The following is a 15,524-nucleotide window of genomic DNA, read 5'->3' as shown; positions in this document are numbered from 1 at the left end:
CCATTTGGTGTAGAATGATTTGCGGCCCCAAGGGCCAGAGAACAACCGGCTCAGACCGGCCGCATGCGGTCTCCTGGGTCTCAGTTGTCTCTTCCGACTAGGGGTGTGCGGCTGACGCGATGCGTGGCCTCGGCATCAGATGATGCGGTCGTGGAACACCGCCGCGGGCGCGTTCGGCCGCCGCCTCCCCCCTTTCTAGGGCGGAGCGCGGCTCCCATCGTGCTTTACTTCCATGGCTCCCCGCCTCTCCCGCTTCTCTCGACCTGCTTTCGGGCGATGTACTCCACTGGGTCGAAAGGCTCTCTGCAGCGTGCGATACCGCAGTCCTCCGGGCGGGGATGCGTCGTGTACACATAGGGGTAGTAGGGGTGCTTCGACGTGGGGTACTTGGTGTCTTCGATAACCCGGGCCCCCTGGATGAACACGAGCATCTTCGTGTTCTCCATCTGGCGGAGCTGCGCGGCGGAGCGCACCTTGCGGCCCGTGGCCTGAATCGACTCGCTGATCGACTGAGGCCCTACGGCCATTCCACCGTTGAACGACCGGTTGGTTATCCGCGAGTAGATGGTCTCGTCGCCTATGGTCTCGGAGAATTCCTTGAGCGTGTTGGCGTCGTGCCCGCCGAGGAACATCTGCGTCGTGCAGTTGTTGATGATCGTCTGGGCTTCCTTCTCACCGTAGACAACCTCGATCTGAGAGCGCGACTGCACGTAGAGCGATATCGACATATTCCGGCTTCGCACCACCGCCATGGCCCTCGTCATGATCGGGATCTTTCCGATGTTCGCGAACTCGTCGAGGGAGAATCGCACGTGACGGTCGAGCTTCCCCTTGTTGTGGTAGGCCTTGTCTAGGAGCAGGTCGATCGTCTGGTACACGATGAGCGCCGTAAGGAAGTCGTAGGGACTGTCGGTGTCCTTGGTCACGATGTACATGGCCTGCCGGCGTCCCGCCTCGCCGAATTCGGTGAGCCTCATCTCGTCTCTCGCGAGCATCTTCTTCACATCCGGGGCCAGAAGGGAGACGAAGGCCGTTTGGCAGGTGATGATCACCGACTGCACGGTTTCAGGCGCGCCCGATGTGAATGCGTAGAAGCAGTGCAGGGCTAGCGAGTTCGTCCTGGAGTGCGGCACCCGCGAGGGGTCCTCGCTCCAATTCTCCCGCTTCTTCCTCGCGCCTCCGAACAGCGATGTGATACCTGACTCGCCGTCCTCTTCGGCGAACACCTCGCCCCTCTCCCACCTGCGCATGAGGTATCCGAGCGGCGACATCTGGTCCATTCCGCCCTCCTCGGGCAGGGCCATGTTGAGCAAGCGGGCGACCGTGTTGAGGTTTCGATCGTCGTTTGCGTACCACTCGTATGCGGCTGCGCAGAGCGACAGGAACGCGAGGCGCTTGCACTCCTCCCAAAACGGGTCCTGGTTAGTTGACGGCGCGTCCGCGTGCTTGAGGTTCGCAACGAGGCACTCGACGGTCTTCGTGAGCGCCACGCCGTCGGGGACGATGTACGACTCTATGTCCGCTTCGAAGCGGATAACGGCCATCCCGTTGTGGGGCAGCTTCTCGATCTCAATCCTCAAATGAGACGGCTTCGAAGCGTCGGCCGAAACTGACGAGGCGCCGCCCCTCTCTGCGCTGATGCTCTCCGGATCGAGCGCGAGCGCCCGATCGAGATCGATTTCGAGGCGCACGTCTGCCGCATCGCCTCGTCCCAGCTCGTTGCGCACGGTTATGGCGATGAAGCACCGGGTCTGCTTGTAGGCGATTGAACGTAGAACGGCGACTGATTCCCACTCGCTCTTTCCGGACCACCCGGCGCCGGTGATCTCGCCGGTCTTCCAATCGAGATACCCGCCTTCGTCGATATCGTCGTCCTTAACCCCCATATTTCCCAGATCGCAGCTCTCGAGGCGCTGCCGGTAGGTCATTTCGGCATCGACCGAGATCCGCGGCTCGCCGATCTTCAGAGAGCAGGGCGGCTCGTCCAACCCGGCGTCCTCCACCGCAAGCTTGAGCGGCGTGCCCTCCTCCCAGGCAGGCTCCCCTTCGTCGGAGTAGCGGGCCAGGGGTGCGATGCTGCATCGGATTGACTCCACTTCGCACACATCGGTCTTATGCGGAGGGATGTAGTGCTCGTCGAGCGGGTTGTAGCCGTGGCCCTTGAACTCCACAGTGTCGAAGATCCTGATGTCCGTGCCGCAGGCCGCCTGGAAGTTGCCGAGGGCTCGCATAGTGTCGCCCTTAGGATCCGTCGCAATGAAGTCGTAGCCGTCACCGAGCGGGGATCCCGCGCGCTTCCGGTTCGCGATCGTCTCGGGTTCCATTGCATGCGACATCTTCCGCGCTGCGGCCGCGCAGTCCGCCGCTTCCATGGCGTGCTCCGCCTTGCGCAGATGCCCGGGCATTACGGGGACCGGAAAATCCCCCATCGCGTTCAGCAGCTCGGGCTCCACGCGATGGTGCGTCTTGCCGAGGCCGGATGTGCCGATTGTGATGTCGTTCCGATTTCGGGCGTGCAGCGCGCTTTCGAGTTTCTCGGTCGTCGCCACGAGCGCCTGGCCGGCATGCTCGGAGTAGGCGATGTTGTTGTAGAAGTGCTCGGTGTCTGCGAGGAAGCTGAGCTCCTCCCCCTCGGCCATCCTCTCGGCGCCGTGCTCGGACCCGGTGTCGTAGTTCGCCTTGAACATCGAGCTGAGCGCCGATGCGGCGAAGACGGCGCACACGATTGCGACGATGAGGAATGCGGCGGACGAGATGCCGCCCTTGAGCAGATAGCCGGCGCCCGCCGGGATGACCGCCGAGGCCGAGAGGGTAGCGAGCGATGCGCCGGCAAGCGCCAGCTGCACCTTGCGATGCGCCCCGCATGCACAGGAGAAGAGAGCGAGTAGGAGGGAAGCAGCCGTGGCGATCAGCCCTGCGGACACTCCCTCGCAGGCTTCGACGATCTCGGCTGCGCCCACGTGGCCCAGGACTATCGACGAGAGTCCTATGTGTTGGAAAATCTCAACCGCCGAGCCCACTATTGCGCCGAGGGACGTGCCCAGGGCGGCAACAGTGAGCACGGTAGCCGCAATACGGCCTGCACGCTCCATAAGTCTTCCTTTGTCTCTTCCTTGCCGCAAGGTATCGAGGTGGAAGTTCGATTGCCTTGCGCTCTCTCAGTCACGCCTTCCCTTCTTTGACGTGGCCTTTCTTAGACTTTAGGAACTGTATTAAACTTTTCGCAAGCCCTTTGTCGAAAAAATCTCAGCAGTCTAGCGGCTAGCGCGACGGCTTCTTATGCGTCAAAGAAGGTGTGTCGATGGCCATCCCGCGCTTGCGGGCGCGGTTTACGCGTTCGGCGCCCTCTCGCGCGGCAAGCTCGTCTCGGCTTGGCGTGTCCTTCGACTTCTTGGCGTACTTGCTCGATCGCCTACGGGCCGCCACGTTGTCCGGCTTCTCCCTCCGATGCGCGGATTGTGAAAGCGCCTCGGCATCCTTCTTGGCCTGCCTCGCTGGCGCCTCGTACTCTCTTGCGAGTTGCTTTATACGCCATTGAGATGCGATGGCATCCGCCCGATCGACGACGATCTCCCAGTTGCCCGCCTCGGCCCGGTTGATGGCAGCGCACGCAACGCCTTCTTCGACGAGCGCGCACCGCACGGCTCCCGCAGTCGTCTCGTCGGTCACAGACAGGCTCTCGTACCCGAGCCCTTCCTGGCCGTACAGGCTCGATGCGCGCGTCTGCGCCTCCCGCATTGCCTTGGCGAACTGCGGGAATCTGCTCTGATCAAGGCCTCGTATGCCGCTTCTCAAAAGGGCATCGACGGCTGCTTGGACGTGTGGGGCGTTGCGCGCGTTGAACTCCACGGCGATCCCCTGCACGTCGTCTGGCCCGGGAAGCCCCGCCTCGGAGGCCGGCATCTCGCATATCCAGCTCTCGTTGCCGATGCCCGCTCTGTCGAGGTAGTCCAGGAGCACATTTCCATCTCGATCCCACGGCACGGTTGTGAATGTGAACACGCAGTTTTCCGGCGAGTGGGGCACGTAATCGATGTTCTCGGACGATTCGACCAGGGCCTTCTTGAGCGCTTCGGCTTCGGCCAGTATTCCCAGGTACTCCTTGCAACTTTCGTAGGAGTAGGCATCGAGCACCGCCAGCGTCTCCGAATCGCTGAAATCCACGGGATCGTACTCCCCTCCCTCGGCGATGGGCACGCAGCCGTTGTTGTGGGCGACGCGGACCTTCACAACACCGTCGCTCTTGCGCGCCTTCGCGCGTGTGAACTCGTAGCCCTTTCGCTCAAGGTTGGCGCACAGCTCGTCTGCCTCTCTCTCGTTCGGTGCCCAAAGCCATGTTGCCTGCGTCTCCGACAACTCGTCCTCAGCCTCGGCAAACGCCGCCTCGGCAACCCGAGAGGCGTCTTCCCGGGCGATCTCGTACTTGTCCGCCCAGCTCTTGTGGGGCATGTCGAGGCCGTCGATATAGCGCAGGATGTCCTTCGCGAGGTCCATGGATGTTCGCAGCACCTGCTCGGCGAAGTCGTCCCCGGCATCTCCTATCGTCATTTCCCAGCTCCTTCCCTATCGCGCACATTTTCGCGCGCTCTCGCCCTCAGCGATTTGAGATACTCGCCGACCGCCTGTCTCCGATGCCTCGTCAGGTATACGCAGGCCTGGTCGGTAAGGTCGCCCGCGAGACCCCAGTCCTTTGATCTCTTTGCTTGCTCAAGGTTTACGAGGAGGGCCCTGAATGCCGAGTCTGCCCGCGCGAGCGCCTCCTGAAGATCCTCGGTACTTGCCCGCGCAAGGGCGCGGCGCTCCGCGTTGTTCACCGGCGTCGAGGCGTCGGCGTCCGGGTCTGCGCCGGAGCGGTATTTCGGACCGACGCCGACTATAGCTGCGTACGATATGATCCCGTCTCCGTCGACCAGCCACCGGTCGAGCTGCTTGGCCTGCTTGAGGGTTTTGTGCTCTGAGAGGTAGGCCGCTCGGTAGGCCTCGTAGGAGCGTTCGATATCCGACTCGCTGTAACCTTCGGCTATTCGCTGCTCGTAAGCCCTGCGCACAGCCTCCATGCGCCTTGGGGCCACCGGCTTCATGCTTATCCCGAGCAGAGCGCGAAGAGACTCGGGGGGATCGTCGGTTCCTTTCGATCCCTTCCCGCCAGCCTCGATCTTCGCCTCGCTCGGTTCTTCAACCTGAGAACCGTCCCTGGTTGGTTGGTAGGTTGTTACTTTTCCCTTGATACTATTAACACTATTAGCCAGTGTAAAGTTTTTTGACACTGGCTCTGTAAAAATATTTGACACTGGCGTATCCACTGTAAAATTATTTGACACTGGCTCCGAACTGGGATTTTCTTCCACTGTAAAATAATTTGACAGTGGGGGTTTTCCAGCCGGATCTAGATCGCTGAAAACTGCCTGCATCGCTCGCTCGGCAAGCTCCCGGCTGCCAAGGATCGAAGCTATCTCGTCTATTCGAGCCTCATCGCGAGAAACGTTGCGCTCTCTCCTTGCAAGCCTCGATGCTTCTAAAGATCGTATGCGGAGCTCTCGGTAGGCCTCCATTCGCTCATCGTCGATCATTGGCTCACGTACCAGCTCGTAAACGTTCGACATGTACTCGTTGCGCGAGTTCTTCCTGCGCTCGACCTTCACGTATCCATATGCCTGAAGTTGCTTCAAATGTTTCGAATACGTGGGTCGGCTCATCTTGAGCTCTTCGAGCATGAGGCGCTGCGAGGGGAATGCGGTCATTCCGGCGCCTGCGAAGGATGCGAGATATCCGTATATTGCCTTTGCGCCTGGCTCAAGCCGGGCGTCTCGAAATACCATTTGAGGGCAGAGGCCGTAGCCCAAGCTCATAACATCCTGCGCTGGAGATGCGAGAATGTTCTCATCCTCTTTATCCCTCGCCGTGTTAGAGGACATAGAGGGCACCTCCTCGACGTCTATCTGCCGGGATTGGTCCTCTTGGGATCCAGAATCGCACGATCCCGTAAGGGAGATCTCGCACGCCGACCGCAATAGCGTCGCGCCGAATGTAAGCTCGCATAAGCCCGGCGCTGAGAAGCTCGCGGCAGAGGCGCTTCAGCGTTCGGCGCGTCGTATGGAGATCCGAAAGAATGTCGTCGTAGGATATATCCACACGCTCAGAAGACTCGGCCTTCGATGCTACATAGGCGTAGAGCGCTTTCGCTGGCAGGGAGATATCAGGATTAGAGGTTACGGCCTGAGGTATGAGGCCGAATCCGCCTATCAGAAAGCCAGGTGCATTAGACGCACCGCCCCGAGCTTGCTCCATGTCCTCTTTGTACGGAGCAATAGCAGCATGGGTTGTGGGCGGCGAGGAGTCAATGTATTCTTTCATGCAGCACCTTCCTTTCTCCTTAAAAGGAATCTATGGGCCGTAGCTTTCATATCAAAGCTCATATGCGGCCGTTCGATGTTTCGGCCCTCCGCTTGCGCTTGCTTCAGCAACGAGGGGCTGAGGCGCTTCAGATTAGCCCAATTCGCAATTCCCGGCTGAGCGCATCGCGTCAGAGCATTTTGCGCTCTTTTTGTCGTAGTCGCAGCTCTGCAATTTGCATGGTTTAACCACTGCGCGAGCCAAAACGAAAGCGTCGTATTTTGAAGACTGCTAGAATGAATAAGACGCACATTTGGACGAAAACGATTTAGGTGTAGAAATTGATGTACAACAGTGCTACTGCAGGATCCGCACCTCACGGAAATAGAAGGGCAGGTTTGCATGTTATGGATTATGTAAAGTTAAAATCACATACCCTTACTCGGGTCGCCTACGCTGTTTTTGCGGCGCTGCTCGGCGTCGGGCTTCTGTCTCTTGCAGGATGCAGCTCTTCCCAGCAATCCGATGAGGAACTGGTTCGCTCATCGCTGGCCTCGGAGCTGGACAGTATCAAGAATCTCGATGAGAAGTTCGTCAACGAGATTTCCGAAGCAGTCGACATGAGCCGCCTGTCGCTCTACGGCATCGACGGCATGGAGTTCATGCGCTCCTATCTCGAGGGATTCGACTACACTATCGACTCGGTGACTGTCGACGGAGAGACGGCCCAGGCCCAGCTGACGCTCACCTGCAAAAGCTATTCAGGGTACCAGAAGGCGCTCCAGGAGGCAGTGGATGCCATCACCGCCAATCCCGAGGAAATCGCGGGCATGTCCAACGACGATATCAACAAGAAGATCGGCGAGATCGTGATCCAGTCTCTCAACGGCGTCGAGTTGAAGCCCACCGAGCCGGTGACGATCAAGTACACCAAGGTAGACAACACTTGGGAAGCCGCCTCGTCGACCTCCGGCGATATTGCAGCGGCGCTCATGACCAATTAGCGCGTAGACGAATCCTGTGGCAACGAAGGCATCCGGCTTGTCGGATGCCTTCTCTTATAATGGTGCCAATCGAATCGTTCTATGAGGAAAACGAACATGTGTACCGATACCGAATCTGACAAGAGGGGAGAGGCGACACCGCTCTCCCCCACCCTCGCGCTGCAGCTCGCAGCACCCCATACCTGGCCGGCTTCCATCATGCCGGTCTTGATCGCCGTCGGCCTCGCTGCAACCACCGCCGGGGGCTTCTCCCCTACCATGGCCGTGCTGCTGCTGGTCATCTGCATCCTCATGCAATCGTCGGTCAACACGTTCAACGATTACTTCGATTTCGTCAAGGGTGCTGACTCGGCAGACGACAACGTGGAGGTCACCGATGCGGTGCTTGTCTACAATGCCGTGAGGCCGCGCTCCGTTCTCTGGCTCGCCATCGGATTTCTGGTGGCGGCCTTCCTGCTCGGCCTTATCGTCATCTACCGGGCCGGCCCCATCCCGCTTATCATCGCTCTCATCGGAGCTGTCGCCGTCGTTGCCTACTCGGGCGGCAAGACGCCGCTGTCCTACCTGCCCATTGGCGAGATCGTGAGCGGCCTGGTCATGGGAGGGCTCATTCCCCTCGCCTGCTACCAGGTACTCGCCGGCTCCCTCAATCTCGTCGTGCTCGTATGGGCGCTGCCCACTATCATCGGGGTCGGGCTTATCATGATGACCAACAACACCTGCGATATCGAGAAAGACGAGGAGGCGAAACGGCGCACCCTGCCCGTCCTGCTCGGCCGCCGTCGTGCTCGCTCGCTCTACCACGGCCTCATGATCGCCTGGATTGCGAGCATCGTGCTCGTCGTGCGCCTGTGGTTCCCCGCCGGTTTCGCGATCATGGTCTTCATGGTGCTTGCCGCCTATCCCCTCGCGGCGGCGCTGTGGAAGAATCCGCTCGCGCCTGTGTCCCGCATCGGGGCCATGGCGCAGATCAGCAGCCTGAACGTCGTGCTCGGCGCCTTCTACTCCGCCGCCCTCATGCTGTAGGCGCGCCCGCGCCGCGGGAAGGCTCAGCGCCAGAGAATCTGCATCGGATCGGGGAAGATGCCCTGGAGCCTTTCCAGGGAGAACTCGGCGAGCAGTGCTTCGGGCGTTATCGGATCTGCGGAAGGAGCAAGGCCGGTGATGCCGGCGATATGGCCGATAATCGCCTCGGGGGTCTTGAAGCGCACCATGAGCTCGTCGAGGGCGGCGTCTCGGTCGCGTTTCGACAGACGCCGATTCAGCTCGCCTACGATAAGCGGCACATGGGCATACCTCGCATGGGGGAGCCTCAGAAGCTCTTGCAGATAGATCTGCTGCGGCGTGGAGCACAGCAGATCTACTCCTCGCACCACTGAATTCACTCCCTGGTCGGCATCGTCGACCACGACGGCCAGTTGGTAGGCGAAGGCCCCGTCGGCCCGACGCACGAGAAAGTCACCGCAGTCGGCGGCAAGGTTCTGCGCGTAATCGCCCTGGACCAGGTCGTGCAGCGAGACCACGCGGTCAGGCACGACGAGACGCGCTGCCCCCGAACGCCCCTCGCGCTCCCGGCGGGCGCGCTCGGCATCGGTCAGGCGGCGGCATGTGCCCGGATACACCGGCTTCTCGCCGCGGTGGGGCGCCGAAGCCGCGTGCAGGTCGGCCCGAGTGCAGTAGCACGGGTACACGAGCCCGCGCTTCTCAAGGGACTGAAACGCCGCGCGATATGCCTCGTCGCGGTCATGCTGGAAAAAGGGGCCCGCATCCCAAGTGAGGCCCAGACGGGCGAAATCGCGCTGCACCGCATCGACGAAGCAGGGCTTCGAGCGCTCCCGGTCCAAATCCTCGATGCGCAGCACCATCCGCCCGTTTTGGGATTTCGCGACGAGCCACGCCACCAGCGCGCAGAAAATATTTCCCGCATGCATACGTCCTGTGGGAGACGGCGCGAAGCGCCCGACAACGGGCGCTTGCGCATTCGTGCCGGGGGTTCGAGGCGACGCGTTCACTGACGGCAGCTCCCTTCGCGCCGCGAGCTACTTCACGCGCTGGTCGTCGACGTGCTTCGCCTTGCCTACAGCCCGCTCGATGCCGCCGGGCTCCACGAGGCGTACCGTCGGCGCCACGAGCAGCGTGCTCTTCAGCTTCTCGACGATCCGAGCGCGTAGGGCATCCATAGACTCGAAGGAATCGGAGAACGCCTCGGGACGCAGCTCGGTCTCCACGACGAGCTCGTCCATGCCGCCCTTCGTGCGCACAATGATGTGGTAGTGGGGTGTGACCTCCTCGATGCCCGTGAGCACGTCCTCGATCTGCGAGGGAAACACGTTGGTACCGCGGATGATGAGCATATCGTCCGAGCGCGAACGCACTTTGTCCATGCGCGCCAAGGTGCGTCCGCAAGCGCAAGGCTCGGTGTGCACGGCCGTCAGATCGTGGGTGCGATAGCGCAGCACCGGGATGCCCTGCTTGCCGAGCGGCGTAAGCACAAGCTCGCCCACCTCACCCTCGCCTACCGGCTCGCCGGTAACGGGATCGACCACCTCCCACAGGAAATGATCCTCGGCAATGTGCTGCTGGAAGCGCTCGGCCAGGCACTCGCCCGACACGCCGGGCCCCATGACCTCGGTGAGCCCGTAGTTGTCGGTGCACACGATGTGCATGCGCCGCTCGATCTCGGCCTTCAGGCCCGGAGGGCACGGCTCCCCGCCGAAAAGCCCCACGCGCAAAGGCGAGGCCCCCCAGTCGTAGCCCATGGCCTCCCCCACCTCGCAGATGTGCATGGCATAGGAGGGCGTGGCCACGAGCACCGTGGTGCCGTAGTCCTCGATCATCTGGATATGACGCTCGGTATTGCCCGATCCGGCCGGAATCATGGCGCAGCCCAGCCGCTGCAGGCCGTAATGCAGCCCGAAACCGCCGGTGAACATACCGTAGCCGAAGGCCATCTGGGCCACATCGCCGGGCACGACGCCCGCCATCTGCACGAGCCGAGCGATGCACTCGCTCCACATATCCATATCGTCTTCGGTGTAGCCCACCACCACGGGCTTGCCCGTGGTGCCCGACGAGGAATGCAGCTCGCGAATCTCGTTCATGGGCACGGCGAACAGGCCGAAAGGGAAGGTGTCGCGCAGCACGGCCTTGTCCGTGAAGGGAAGCCGGCACACATCGTCGAGGGTCTGGATGTCGGCAGGCGCCACGCCCATCTCGTCCATCTTCTCACGGTAGTACGGCACGCGCTCGTAGGCGTAGGCCACCGTCTCCTTCAGCTTGGCGAGCTGCACAGCGCGAATCTCCTCACGCGACGCGCATTCGATCTCGGGCTTGTAGACGGGAAGCGCGTCGAAGCGCCCAGCCGCTGCCGCGGCAAGGGCCCCTCCTTTGGCGGTCACGTCGAAATTGGCGGCATCCACCACGACTACGCCTCCTTCCCGTCGCGCTCAGCGATGTAGCGGGCGATATCGTCCTGGGAGATCATCTCCACAGGCTCGGCGGCCAGAAGATCGCGGGCCTGCTCGGTGTCGGTCACCGAGAGCACGATGTAGGTGGAGATCATCGAGTAGCAGTAGACCACGTTAATACCGCAGCGGGCAAGCACTCCGATAACGCGCAAGAGCTCGCCGGGCGTATCTTCCAGCTTCAGGCAAAGCACCGGCGTGACGGTGCAGGCGCAACCGGCTTCCTTGAGCGTCGCAAGGGCCGCCTCGGGACGGTCCACCACGAAGCGAAGGATGCCGTACTCGCCGGTATCGGCCGCGGAGAAGCCCCGCACGCTAACGCCGGCCTCTTCGAAAAGGGCCAGCACCCGGCTCATATGGCCGGGACGGCTATTGGCGAAAACGCTGATCTGGGAAACGGTCATAGGGTCTCCTCCCCTTCTCGCTCGGTTACGAAGGAGCGGCCGGCTGCAAGCGCTGCGAGGTTCGCCTCCACGGTATGCTCGGGCACGCGGCCCGCCACTATGCGCTCCCAGATGTCCGCGGGAATATCGAGCATCGCCGAGAGCGCCCCCACGAGCACCACGTTCGCGCACTTGGCGTTTCCGCAGGATCGGGCGATGGAGGCAGCGGGAACGAGCAGGGCACCCGCCTCGGCAAGGCGCTCCCGGGCATGCTCGGGCATCTTCGCGGCCCCGGTGAGCACGGGCAGGGGCTTGATGGCCTCATCGTTCACGATGAGTGAGCCCCCTTCGGCAAGCTGGGGCAGATTGCGCAGAGCCTCGGTGGTCTCGAAAGACACCACCACATCGGCGGCACCCAGATCGGACACCATCGACGAGACATGCTCGCCCACACGCACCACCGTAGTGACGGCACCGCCGCGCTGGGCCATGCCGTGGATCTCGGACACCTTCACGTCGCGCCCCGCCGCAAGGCAGGCCGCGGCCAGAAGGTCGGCCGCCAGGATAGTGCCCTGGCCGCCGACACCGCACAAAAGCACGGTTTTTGTCTTGTTGTCCATCATTGGCCTCCCCTATTCCGGAACGATCGCGTTGAAGCGGCAGTACTGGACGCACTGGCCGCAGCCGATGCACAAGGCCGCGTCGATTAAGGCGATGCCCTGCTCGTCGCGGGCGATGGCGGGACAGCCCAGCGTGGCGCACGAGCCGCAGGCTGTGCACGAGGCATTCACCCATAGGGGCCGCGCCGCCTTGCGCTCCAAAAGCACGCAGGGCGAGCGGAACACGATGACCGAGATGTCGTCGGTGGACACGGCCTCCTTGAGGGCGGTGCGCACCGCGGCGGCGTCGTTGGGGTCCACGGTGCGCACGTCCTCCACCCCCAGGGCCGCCACCACCGCCTCGATGTTCAGCTCGCGGCTCGGGCGGTTCTGCAGGGTCACGCCGTTGAAGGGGTTGCCCTGGCGCCCGGTCATGGCGGTGGTGCGGTTGTCAAGCACGCATACGGTACCCGCGCCCCGGTTGTATACCGTGGAGATGAGCGAGGAAAGCCCCGAGTGGGCGAACGTGGAATCACCGATGACGGCGACGACGGGCCTGTGCTCGACGCCGGCCAAGGCCAGCTCGAAACCGTGGGCCATGGACACCGACGCGCCCATGTCCACCGTGGTGTCCATGGCCGACAGCGGCGGCAGCGCGCCCAAGGTGTAGCAGCCGATGTCCCCGGTGACGATGGCGCGCATGCGGGCGAGCTCCTTGAAGACAAGCCGGTGCGGGCAGCCCGGGCACAGCGCCGGAGGACGTGCCGGCACGTCGGGCGCGGCATCGGCATGGGGCGGCGTGTCCAAGCCGAAGGCAGCTCGCACGAGGCCCGGGGAGAGCTCTCCGGCACGGGGAAGCGCGCAGGGCGGCTCGCTCACGGCTACCCCGCAGACAGCCACGGCGTCGGTCAGATAGCAGGAACCCTCCTCCACCACATAGAGGCGCTCCACGCTTCCGGCAAAGGCGCGCAGAGCCGCCGCGGGCAAAGGCCAAGTGAGGCCCAGCTTGAAAACGGAGGCCTCGGGCAGCGCCTCGACCACATGCTGATAGGCTGCGCCGGCGCACACCACGCCGACCTCGTCGCCGCGGCGCACCACCTCGTTGTAGGGGCACGTCTCCGCCCATTCCCGCAAATCGTCGATGCGCGCAAGCTGCACGGCGCGGCGGGGCTTGGCGAAGGCGGGCATCATGACCCACTTCGCGGGATCCTTCTCGTAGGGTACAAGCGGACGCTCGACGCGCTCACCGGGCGCAACCGGCGTCTTCGTATGCGAGATGCGCACCGAGGAGCGCAGCAGCACCGGCACATCGAAGCGTTCGGAGATGTCGAAGGCGTCGCGGGCGAAGGCGAGCGCCTCGGCTGAGTCGGCCGGATCGAGGCAGGGAATGGCCGCAGCCTGGGCGTAGTAGTGGGAGTCCTGCTCGTTTTGGGAGGAATACATGCCCGGATCGTCGGCGGCCAGGATGACGAACCCGCCGCCCACGCCGGTGTAGGCGGCGGTGAACAGGGGGTCGGCGGCCACGTTCACGCCGACGTGCTTCATGGTGGCGAGCACCCGGGCGCCGGCGGCCGAGGCGCCGATGCCCACCTCCACCGCCACCTTCTCGTTCACGCACCACTCGGCGTAGACGCCCTCCTTGGCGGCGAAGGCCTCCAGCGTCTCCGTGGAAGGCGTTCCCGGATACGCCACGCCGATGGAGCACCCCGCCTCCCACGCGCCCTGGGCGATGGCCTCGTTTCCCGACATCAGTTCCATGTATCTCCTCGCTTCCCCGCGCCCCGGGGCCCGCGGCGCGCGGTCCCCGCCCGGCGCCTAGTTCTCCTCGTACTGCAGGCAGAAGGTGCCGATCTGGATGAAATCGCCCGGTCGCAGCGTGCGCGCCTCGACGTTCTCGTTGTTCACCCACACGCCGTTGAACGAGTTTGCATCGCGGATGACGTAGCAGCCGTCCTCGGGCTCGATGGTAGCGTGCATACGCGAGACGGTCATATCGTTTAAGAAGATGGTGCACTGGGGCGAGCGGCCGATGGTGACCGGCTCGCTGCCGAGCGCGTAGGCCATGCCCACCTTCGGCCCGCGCACCACCGCAAGCGAGGCACGCGCCGGGGCAGCCTCGCCCGCCGGCGCCATTTCGGCCTCCATCGCAAGCGGCTTGAAGGCCTGAGTGGCACCGAGCAGCTTGAAACCGCAGGTGGGACATACCGGATCGCGCGGATCCACCTCATGAGAGCATACAGGACAACGTTCGGTCATAACTCGCCTCCTTATTCAGCGGCATCGCCCGAGGGCGATGCCCCATCCGAGGCTGCGGCGTCCAGGCCGCCCTCGGCAGTGTCGGTTGCATCGGTCTCCCCGGTCTTACCCGAGGCGATATCGGCCACGCTCGCCCCATCGGCGCGAGTAGCTGCCTTATCGTAGATGAGCGGCGTGTCGTTTTGGACGAGAGGGGCGGCCACCAGGTCCTTGCCGCCGAAGCCCTGCCACAGACGATCCCACCAAATGCCGATAGCCTGAAGCGGGTCGGGGGCTGCCGCATCCTCGGTAGCCACCAGATCCTGGGTAGCCACGACTTCGCCTCCTTGGTAGAAGCTGACGCTGCCCACCACATCTCCCGCGCTCACGCTGCCCGTCAGCTCGCGGAAATGGAACTCCTGGCTCACGTTGCCCGCCGGAGCGAACACGTCCACGGCGGCGTCGGGATCGGCGAAGGTGGCCTTGACGCGCTTGTCGGGCCATGCCGTGAAGGGAACCTCTGCGATGAGGGGCACTTCGGTGGCAGTGCCGTCCACCGTCATCGTGGTCGTCTGGTCCGTATGGGCGAGCGCATAGCTCACCTGGTTGTCGTAGACCCAGTTGAACAAGGTCTTGGCATCATCGAAGCGCGCGGCATCCGACGGCGCCCCCAGCACGATGGCGTACAGGTCGCCCTCGCCGCGGTTGCAAGCGCCGGCAAAGGACTGCCCTGCCTGCTCCGTGTAGCCCGTCTTCACGCCGCAGGCCCCCTCGTAGCTGCCGAGCAGCACGTCGGTGGAAGTCAAATCGATGGTCACGGCCTTGCCGCCGGTGCGGTTCACCGTGATCTGGGCCTTCTCCTGCCCGACAATGGAGCGGAACGTCTCGTTCCTCATCGCATAGGCGCACATGAGGGCGACGTCGCGGGCGGTGGAGTACATCTCGTTGTCGTAGTCGCCGATATCGAGACCGTGCGGATTGGAGAACAAGGTGTTGTCCATGCCGAGCTCGGCGGCCTTGGCGTTCATGGCCGCCACGAAGGCGTCGTTGGCCGTCTGGTCGTCGGAGGTCTTCATGCCGCTCCCCAACGCCTCGGCGATGGCGATGGCCGCATCGTTTCCCGACGATACCATAAGCCCGGTGATGGCCGCCTTCAGCGTGAGCGTGTCTCCTGCTTGGAGCATGGCCGACGACTCGCCGATTTGAGCGGCCTCGGGTGTCACCGTCACCGTGCTGTCGAGGGAGACGCCCGAATCCAGGGCCACGATGGCGGTCATCACTTTGGTAATGGAGGCGATATGGCCCCGCTCGTCGGCGTCGCGGGAGAAGTACACCATGCCGTCGGCATCCATGACCAGGGCATAGCGGGCCGTCACGTTGGGACAGGCCACCGCCGGAAGGCCGCGGGCCTCCACCGTCTCACCGAGGATCTCGTCAGCTGGGCGCACATCGGCCCAAGCCGCGACGGGCGCCAGCGAGGAGGCGGCGAGAGAGAAGGCCAACAAA

13 protein-coding genes are annotated in these 15,524 nt (G+C 63.2%); 2 read left to right on the top strand and 11 right to left on the bottom strand.

What is annotated here, in order from left to right; all coding sequences use genetic code 11:
• Positions 1–224: 224 nt before the first annotated feature.
• The 4 genes from C811_RS06815 to C811_RS06800 form a co-directional block, all read right to left on the bottom strand.
• Positions 225–3,092, bottom strand: a complete 2,868-nt coding sequence (locus C811_RS06815) for a type IV secretory system conjugative DNA transfer family protein (protein WP_016308778.1) — start codon at positions 3,090–3,092, stop codon at positions 225–227.
• A gap of 169 nt (positions 3,093–3,261) precedes the next feature.
• Positions 3,262–4,548, bottom strand: coding sequence for a hypothetical protein (locus C811_RS06810; RefSeq protein ID WP_016308777.1), 1,287 nt, complete (start codon positions 4,546–4,548; stop codon positions 3,262–3,264).
• Positions 4,545–5,915 (bottom strand): helix-turn-helix domain-containing protein, encoded by a 1,371-nt coding sequence (locus C811_RS15715; RefSeq protein WP_016308776.1) that lies wholly within the window; start codon positions 5,913–5,915, stop codon positions 4,545–4,547. The genes C811_RS06810 and C811_RS15715 overlap by 4 nt, the downstream gene beginning before the upstream one ends.
• Complete coding sequence (locus C811_RS06800; RefSeq protein WP_016308775.1) at positions 5,905–6,354, bottom strand: hypothetical protein; 450 nt, start codon at positions 6,352–6,354, stop codon at positions 5,905–5,907. Before C811_RS06800 ends, C811_RS15715 begins: the two co-directional genes overlap by 11 nt.
• Before the next feature lie 386 nt (positions 6,355–6,740).
• Here C811_RS06800 and C811_RS06795 point away from each other — a divergent pair, with 386 nt between their 5' ends.
• Positions 6,741–7,337: a hypothetical protein gene (locus C811_RS06795; RefSeq protein ID WP_016308774.1), complete on the top strand. Its 597-nt coding sequence runs from the start codon at positions 6,741–6,743 to the stop codon at positions 7,335–7,337.
• Between the two features lie 96 nt (positions 7,338–7,433).
• Positions 7,434–8,363: a prenyltransferase gene (locus tag C811_RS06790; protein ID WP_016308773.1), complete on the top strand. Its 930-nt coding sequence runs from the start codon at positions 7,434–7,436 to the stop codon at positions 8,361–8,363.
• Between the two features lie 23 nt (positions 8,364–8,386).
• Here C811_RS06790 and gluQRS read toward each other — a convergent pair whose 3' ends face one another.
• The 7 genes from gluQRS to C811_RS06755 are packed head-to-tail and all read right to left on the bottom strand — an operon-like array spanning position 8,387 to position 15,523.
• Positions 8,387–9,349, bottom strand: coding sequence for a tRNA glutamyl-Q(34) synthetase GluQRS (gene gluQRS, locus C811_RS06785; protein WP_016308772.1), 963 nt, complete (start codon positions 9,347–9,349; stop codon positions 8,387–8,389).
• Positions 9,350–9,376: 27 nt separating this feature from the next.
• Complete coding sequence (locus C811_RS06780; protein ID WP_016308771.1) at positions 9,377–10,759, bottom strand: phenylacetate--CoA ligase family protein; 1,383 nt, start codon at positions 10,757–10,759, stop codon at positions 9,377–9,379.
• A gap of 2 nt (positions 10,760–10,761) precedes the next feature.
• Entirely contained in the window at positions 10,762–11,205 is a 444-nt protein-coding gene (locus C811_RS06775) for a hypothetical protein (protein ID WP_016308770.1), read from the bottom strand.
• On the bottom strand, positions 11,202–11,804 hold the full coding sequence (locus C811_RS06770) for an indolepyruvate oxidoreductase subunit beta (protein ID WP_016308769.1): 603 nt from the start codon (positions 11,802–11,804) through the stop codon (positions 11,202–11,204). The genes C811_RS06775 and C811_RS06770 overlap by 4 nt, the downstream gene beginning before the upstream one ends.
• A gap of 12 nt (positions 11,805–11,816) precedes the next feature.
• Complete coding sequence (locus C811_RS06765; RefSeq protein ID WP_016308768.1) at positions 11,817–13,541, bottom strand: thiamine pyrophosphate-dependent enzyme; 1,725 nt, start codon at positions 13,539–13,541, stop codon at positions 11,817–11,819.
• A 57-nt stretch (positions 13,542–13,598) separates the two neighbouring features.
• Positions 13,599–14,039 carry an FHA domain-containing protein gene (locus C811_RS06760; RefSeq protein ID WP_016308767.1) on the bottom strand — a complete coding sequence of 147 codons (441 nt, stop codon included), beginning with the start codon at positions 14,037–14,039 and terminating at the stop codon, positions 13,599–13,601.
• Positions 14,040–14,050: 11 nt separating this feature from the next.
• The gene (locus tag C811_RS06755) at positions 14,051–15,523 is read right to left on the bottom strand and encodes a D-alanyl-D-alanine carboxypeptidase family protein (RefSeq protein WP_244874313.1); all 1,473 of its coding nucleotides are present in this window, start codon (positions 15,521–15,523) and stop codon (positions 14,051–14,053) included.
• Position 15,524: the final 1 nt, after the last annotated feature.

It is taken from the genome of Adlercreutzia caecimuris B7, assembly GCF_000403355.2.
Taxonomy (GTDB): Bacteria; Actinomycetota; Coriobacteriia; order Coriobacteriales; family Eggerthellaceae; genus Adlercreutzia; species Adlercreutzia caecimuris.
This window is presented reverse-complemented; position numbering and strand designations above follow the sequence as displayed.

What these genes read in the sequence shown, in the direction of transcription:
- C811_RS06770 (WP_016308769.1), bottom strand. Translation starts at nt 11,804, where the DNA reads ATGGACAACAAGACAAAAACCGTGCTTTTGTGCGGTGTCGGCGGCCAG.
- C811_RS06815 (WP_016308778.1), bottom strand. Translation starts at nt 3,092, where the DNA reads ATGGAGCGTGCAGGCCGTATTGCGGCTACCGTGCTCACTGTTGCCGCC.
- C811_RS06790 (WP_016308773.1), top strand. Translation starts at nt 7,434, where the DNA reads ATGTGTACCGATACCGAATCTGACAAGAGGGGAGAGGCGACACCGCTC.
- C811_RS06810 (WP_016308777.1), bottom strand. Translation starts at nt 4,548, where the DNA reads ATGACGATAGGAGATGCCGGGGACGACTTCGCCGAGCAGGTGCTGCGA.
- C811_RS06800 (WP_016308775.1), bottom strand. Translation starts at nt 6,354, where the DNA reads ATGAAAGAATACATTGACTCCTCGCCGCCCACAACCCATGCTGCTATT.
- C811_RS06760 (WP_016308767.1), bottom strand. Translation starts at nt 14,039, where the DNA reads ATGACCGAACGTTGTCCTGTATGCTCTCATGAGGTGGATCCGCGCGAT.
- C811_RS06795 (WP_016308774.1), top strand. Translation starts at nt 6,741, where the DNA reads ATGGATTATGTAAAGTTAAAATCACATACCCTTACTCGGGTCGCCTAC.
- C811_RS06775 (WP_016308770.1), bottom strand. Translation starts at nt 11,205, where the DNA reads ATGACCGTTTCCCAGATCAGCGTTTTCGCCAATAGCCGTCCCGGCCAT.
- C811_RS15715 (WP_016308776.1), bottom strand. Translation starts at nt 5,915, where the DNA reads ATGTCCTCTAACACGGCGAGGGATAAAGAGGATGAGAACATTCTCGCA.
- C811_RS06765 (WP_016308768.1), bottom strand. Translation starts at nt 13,541, where the DNA reads ATGGAACTGATGTCGGGAAACGAGGCCATCGCCCAGGGCGCGTGGGAG.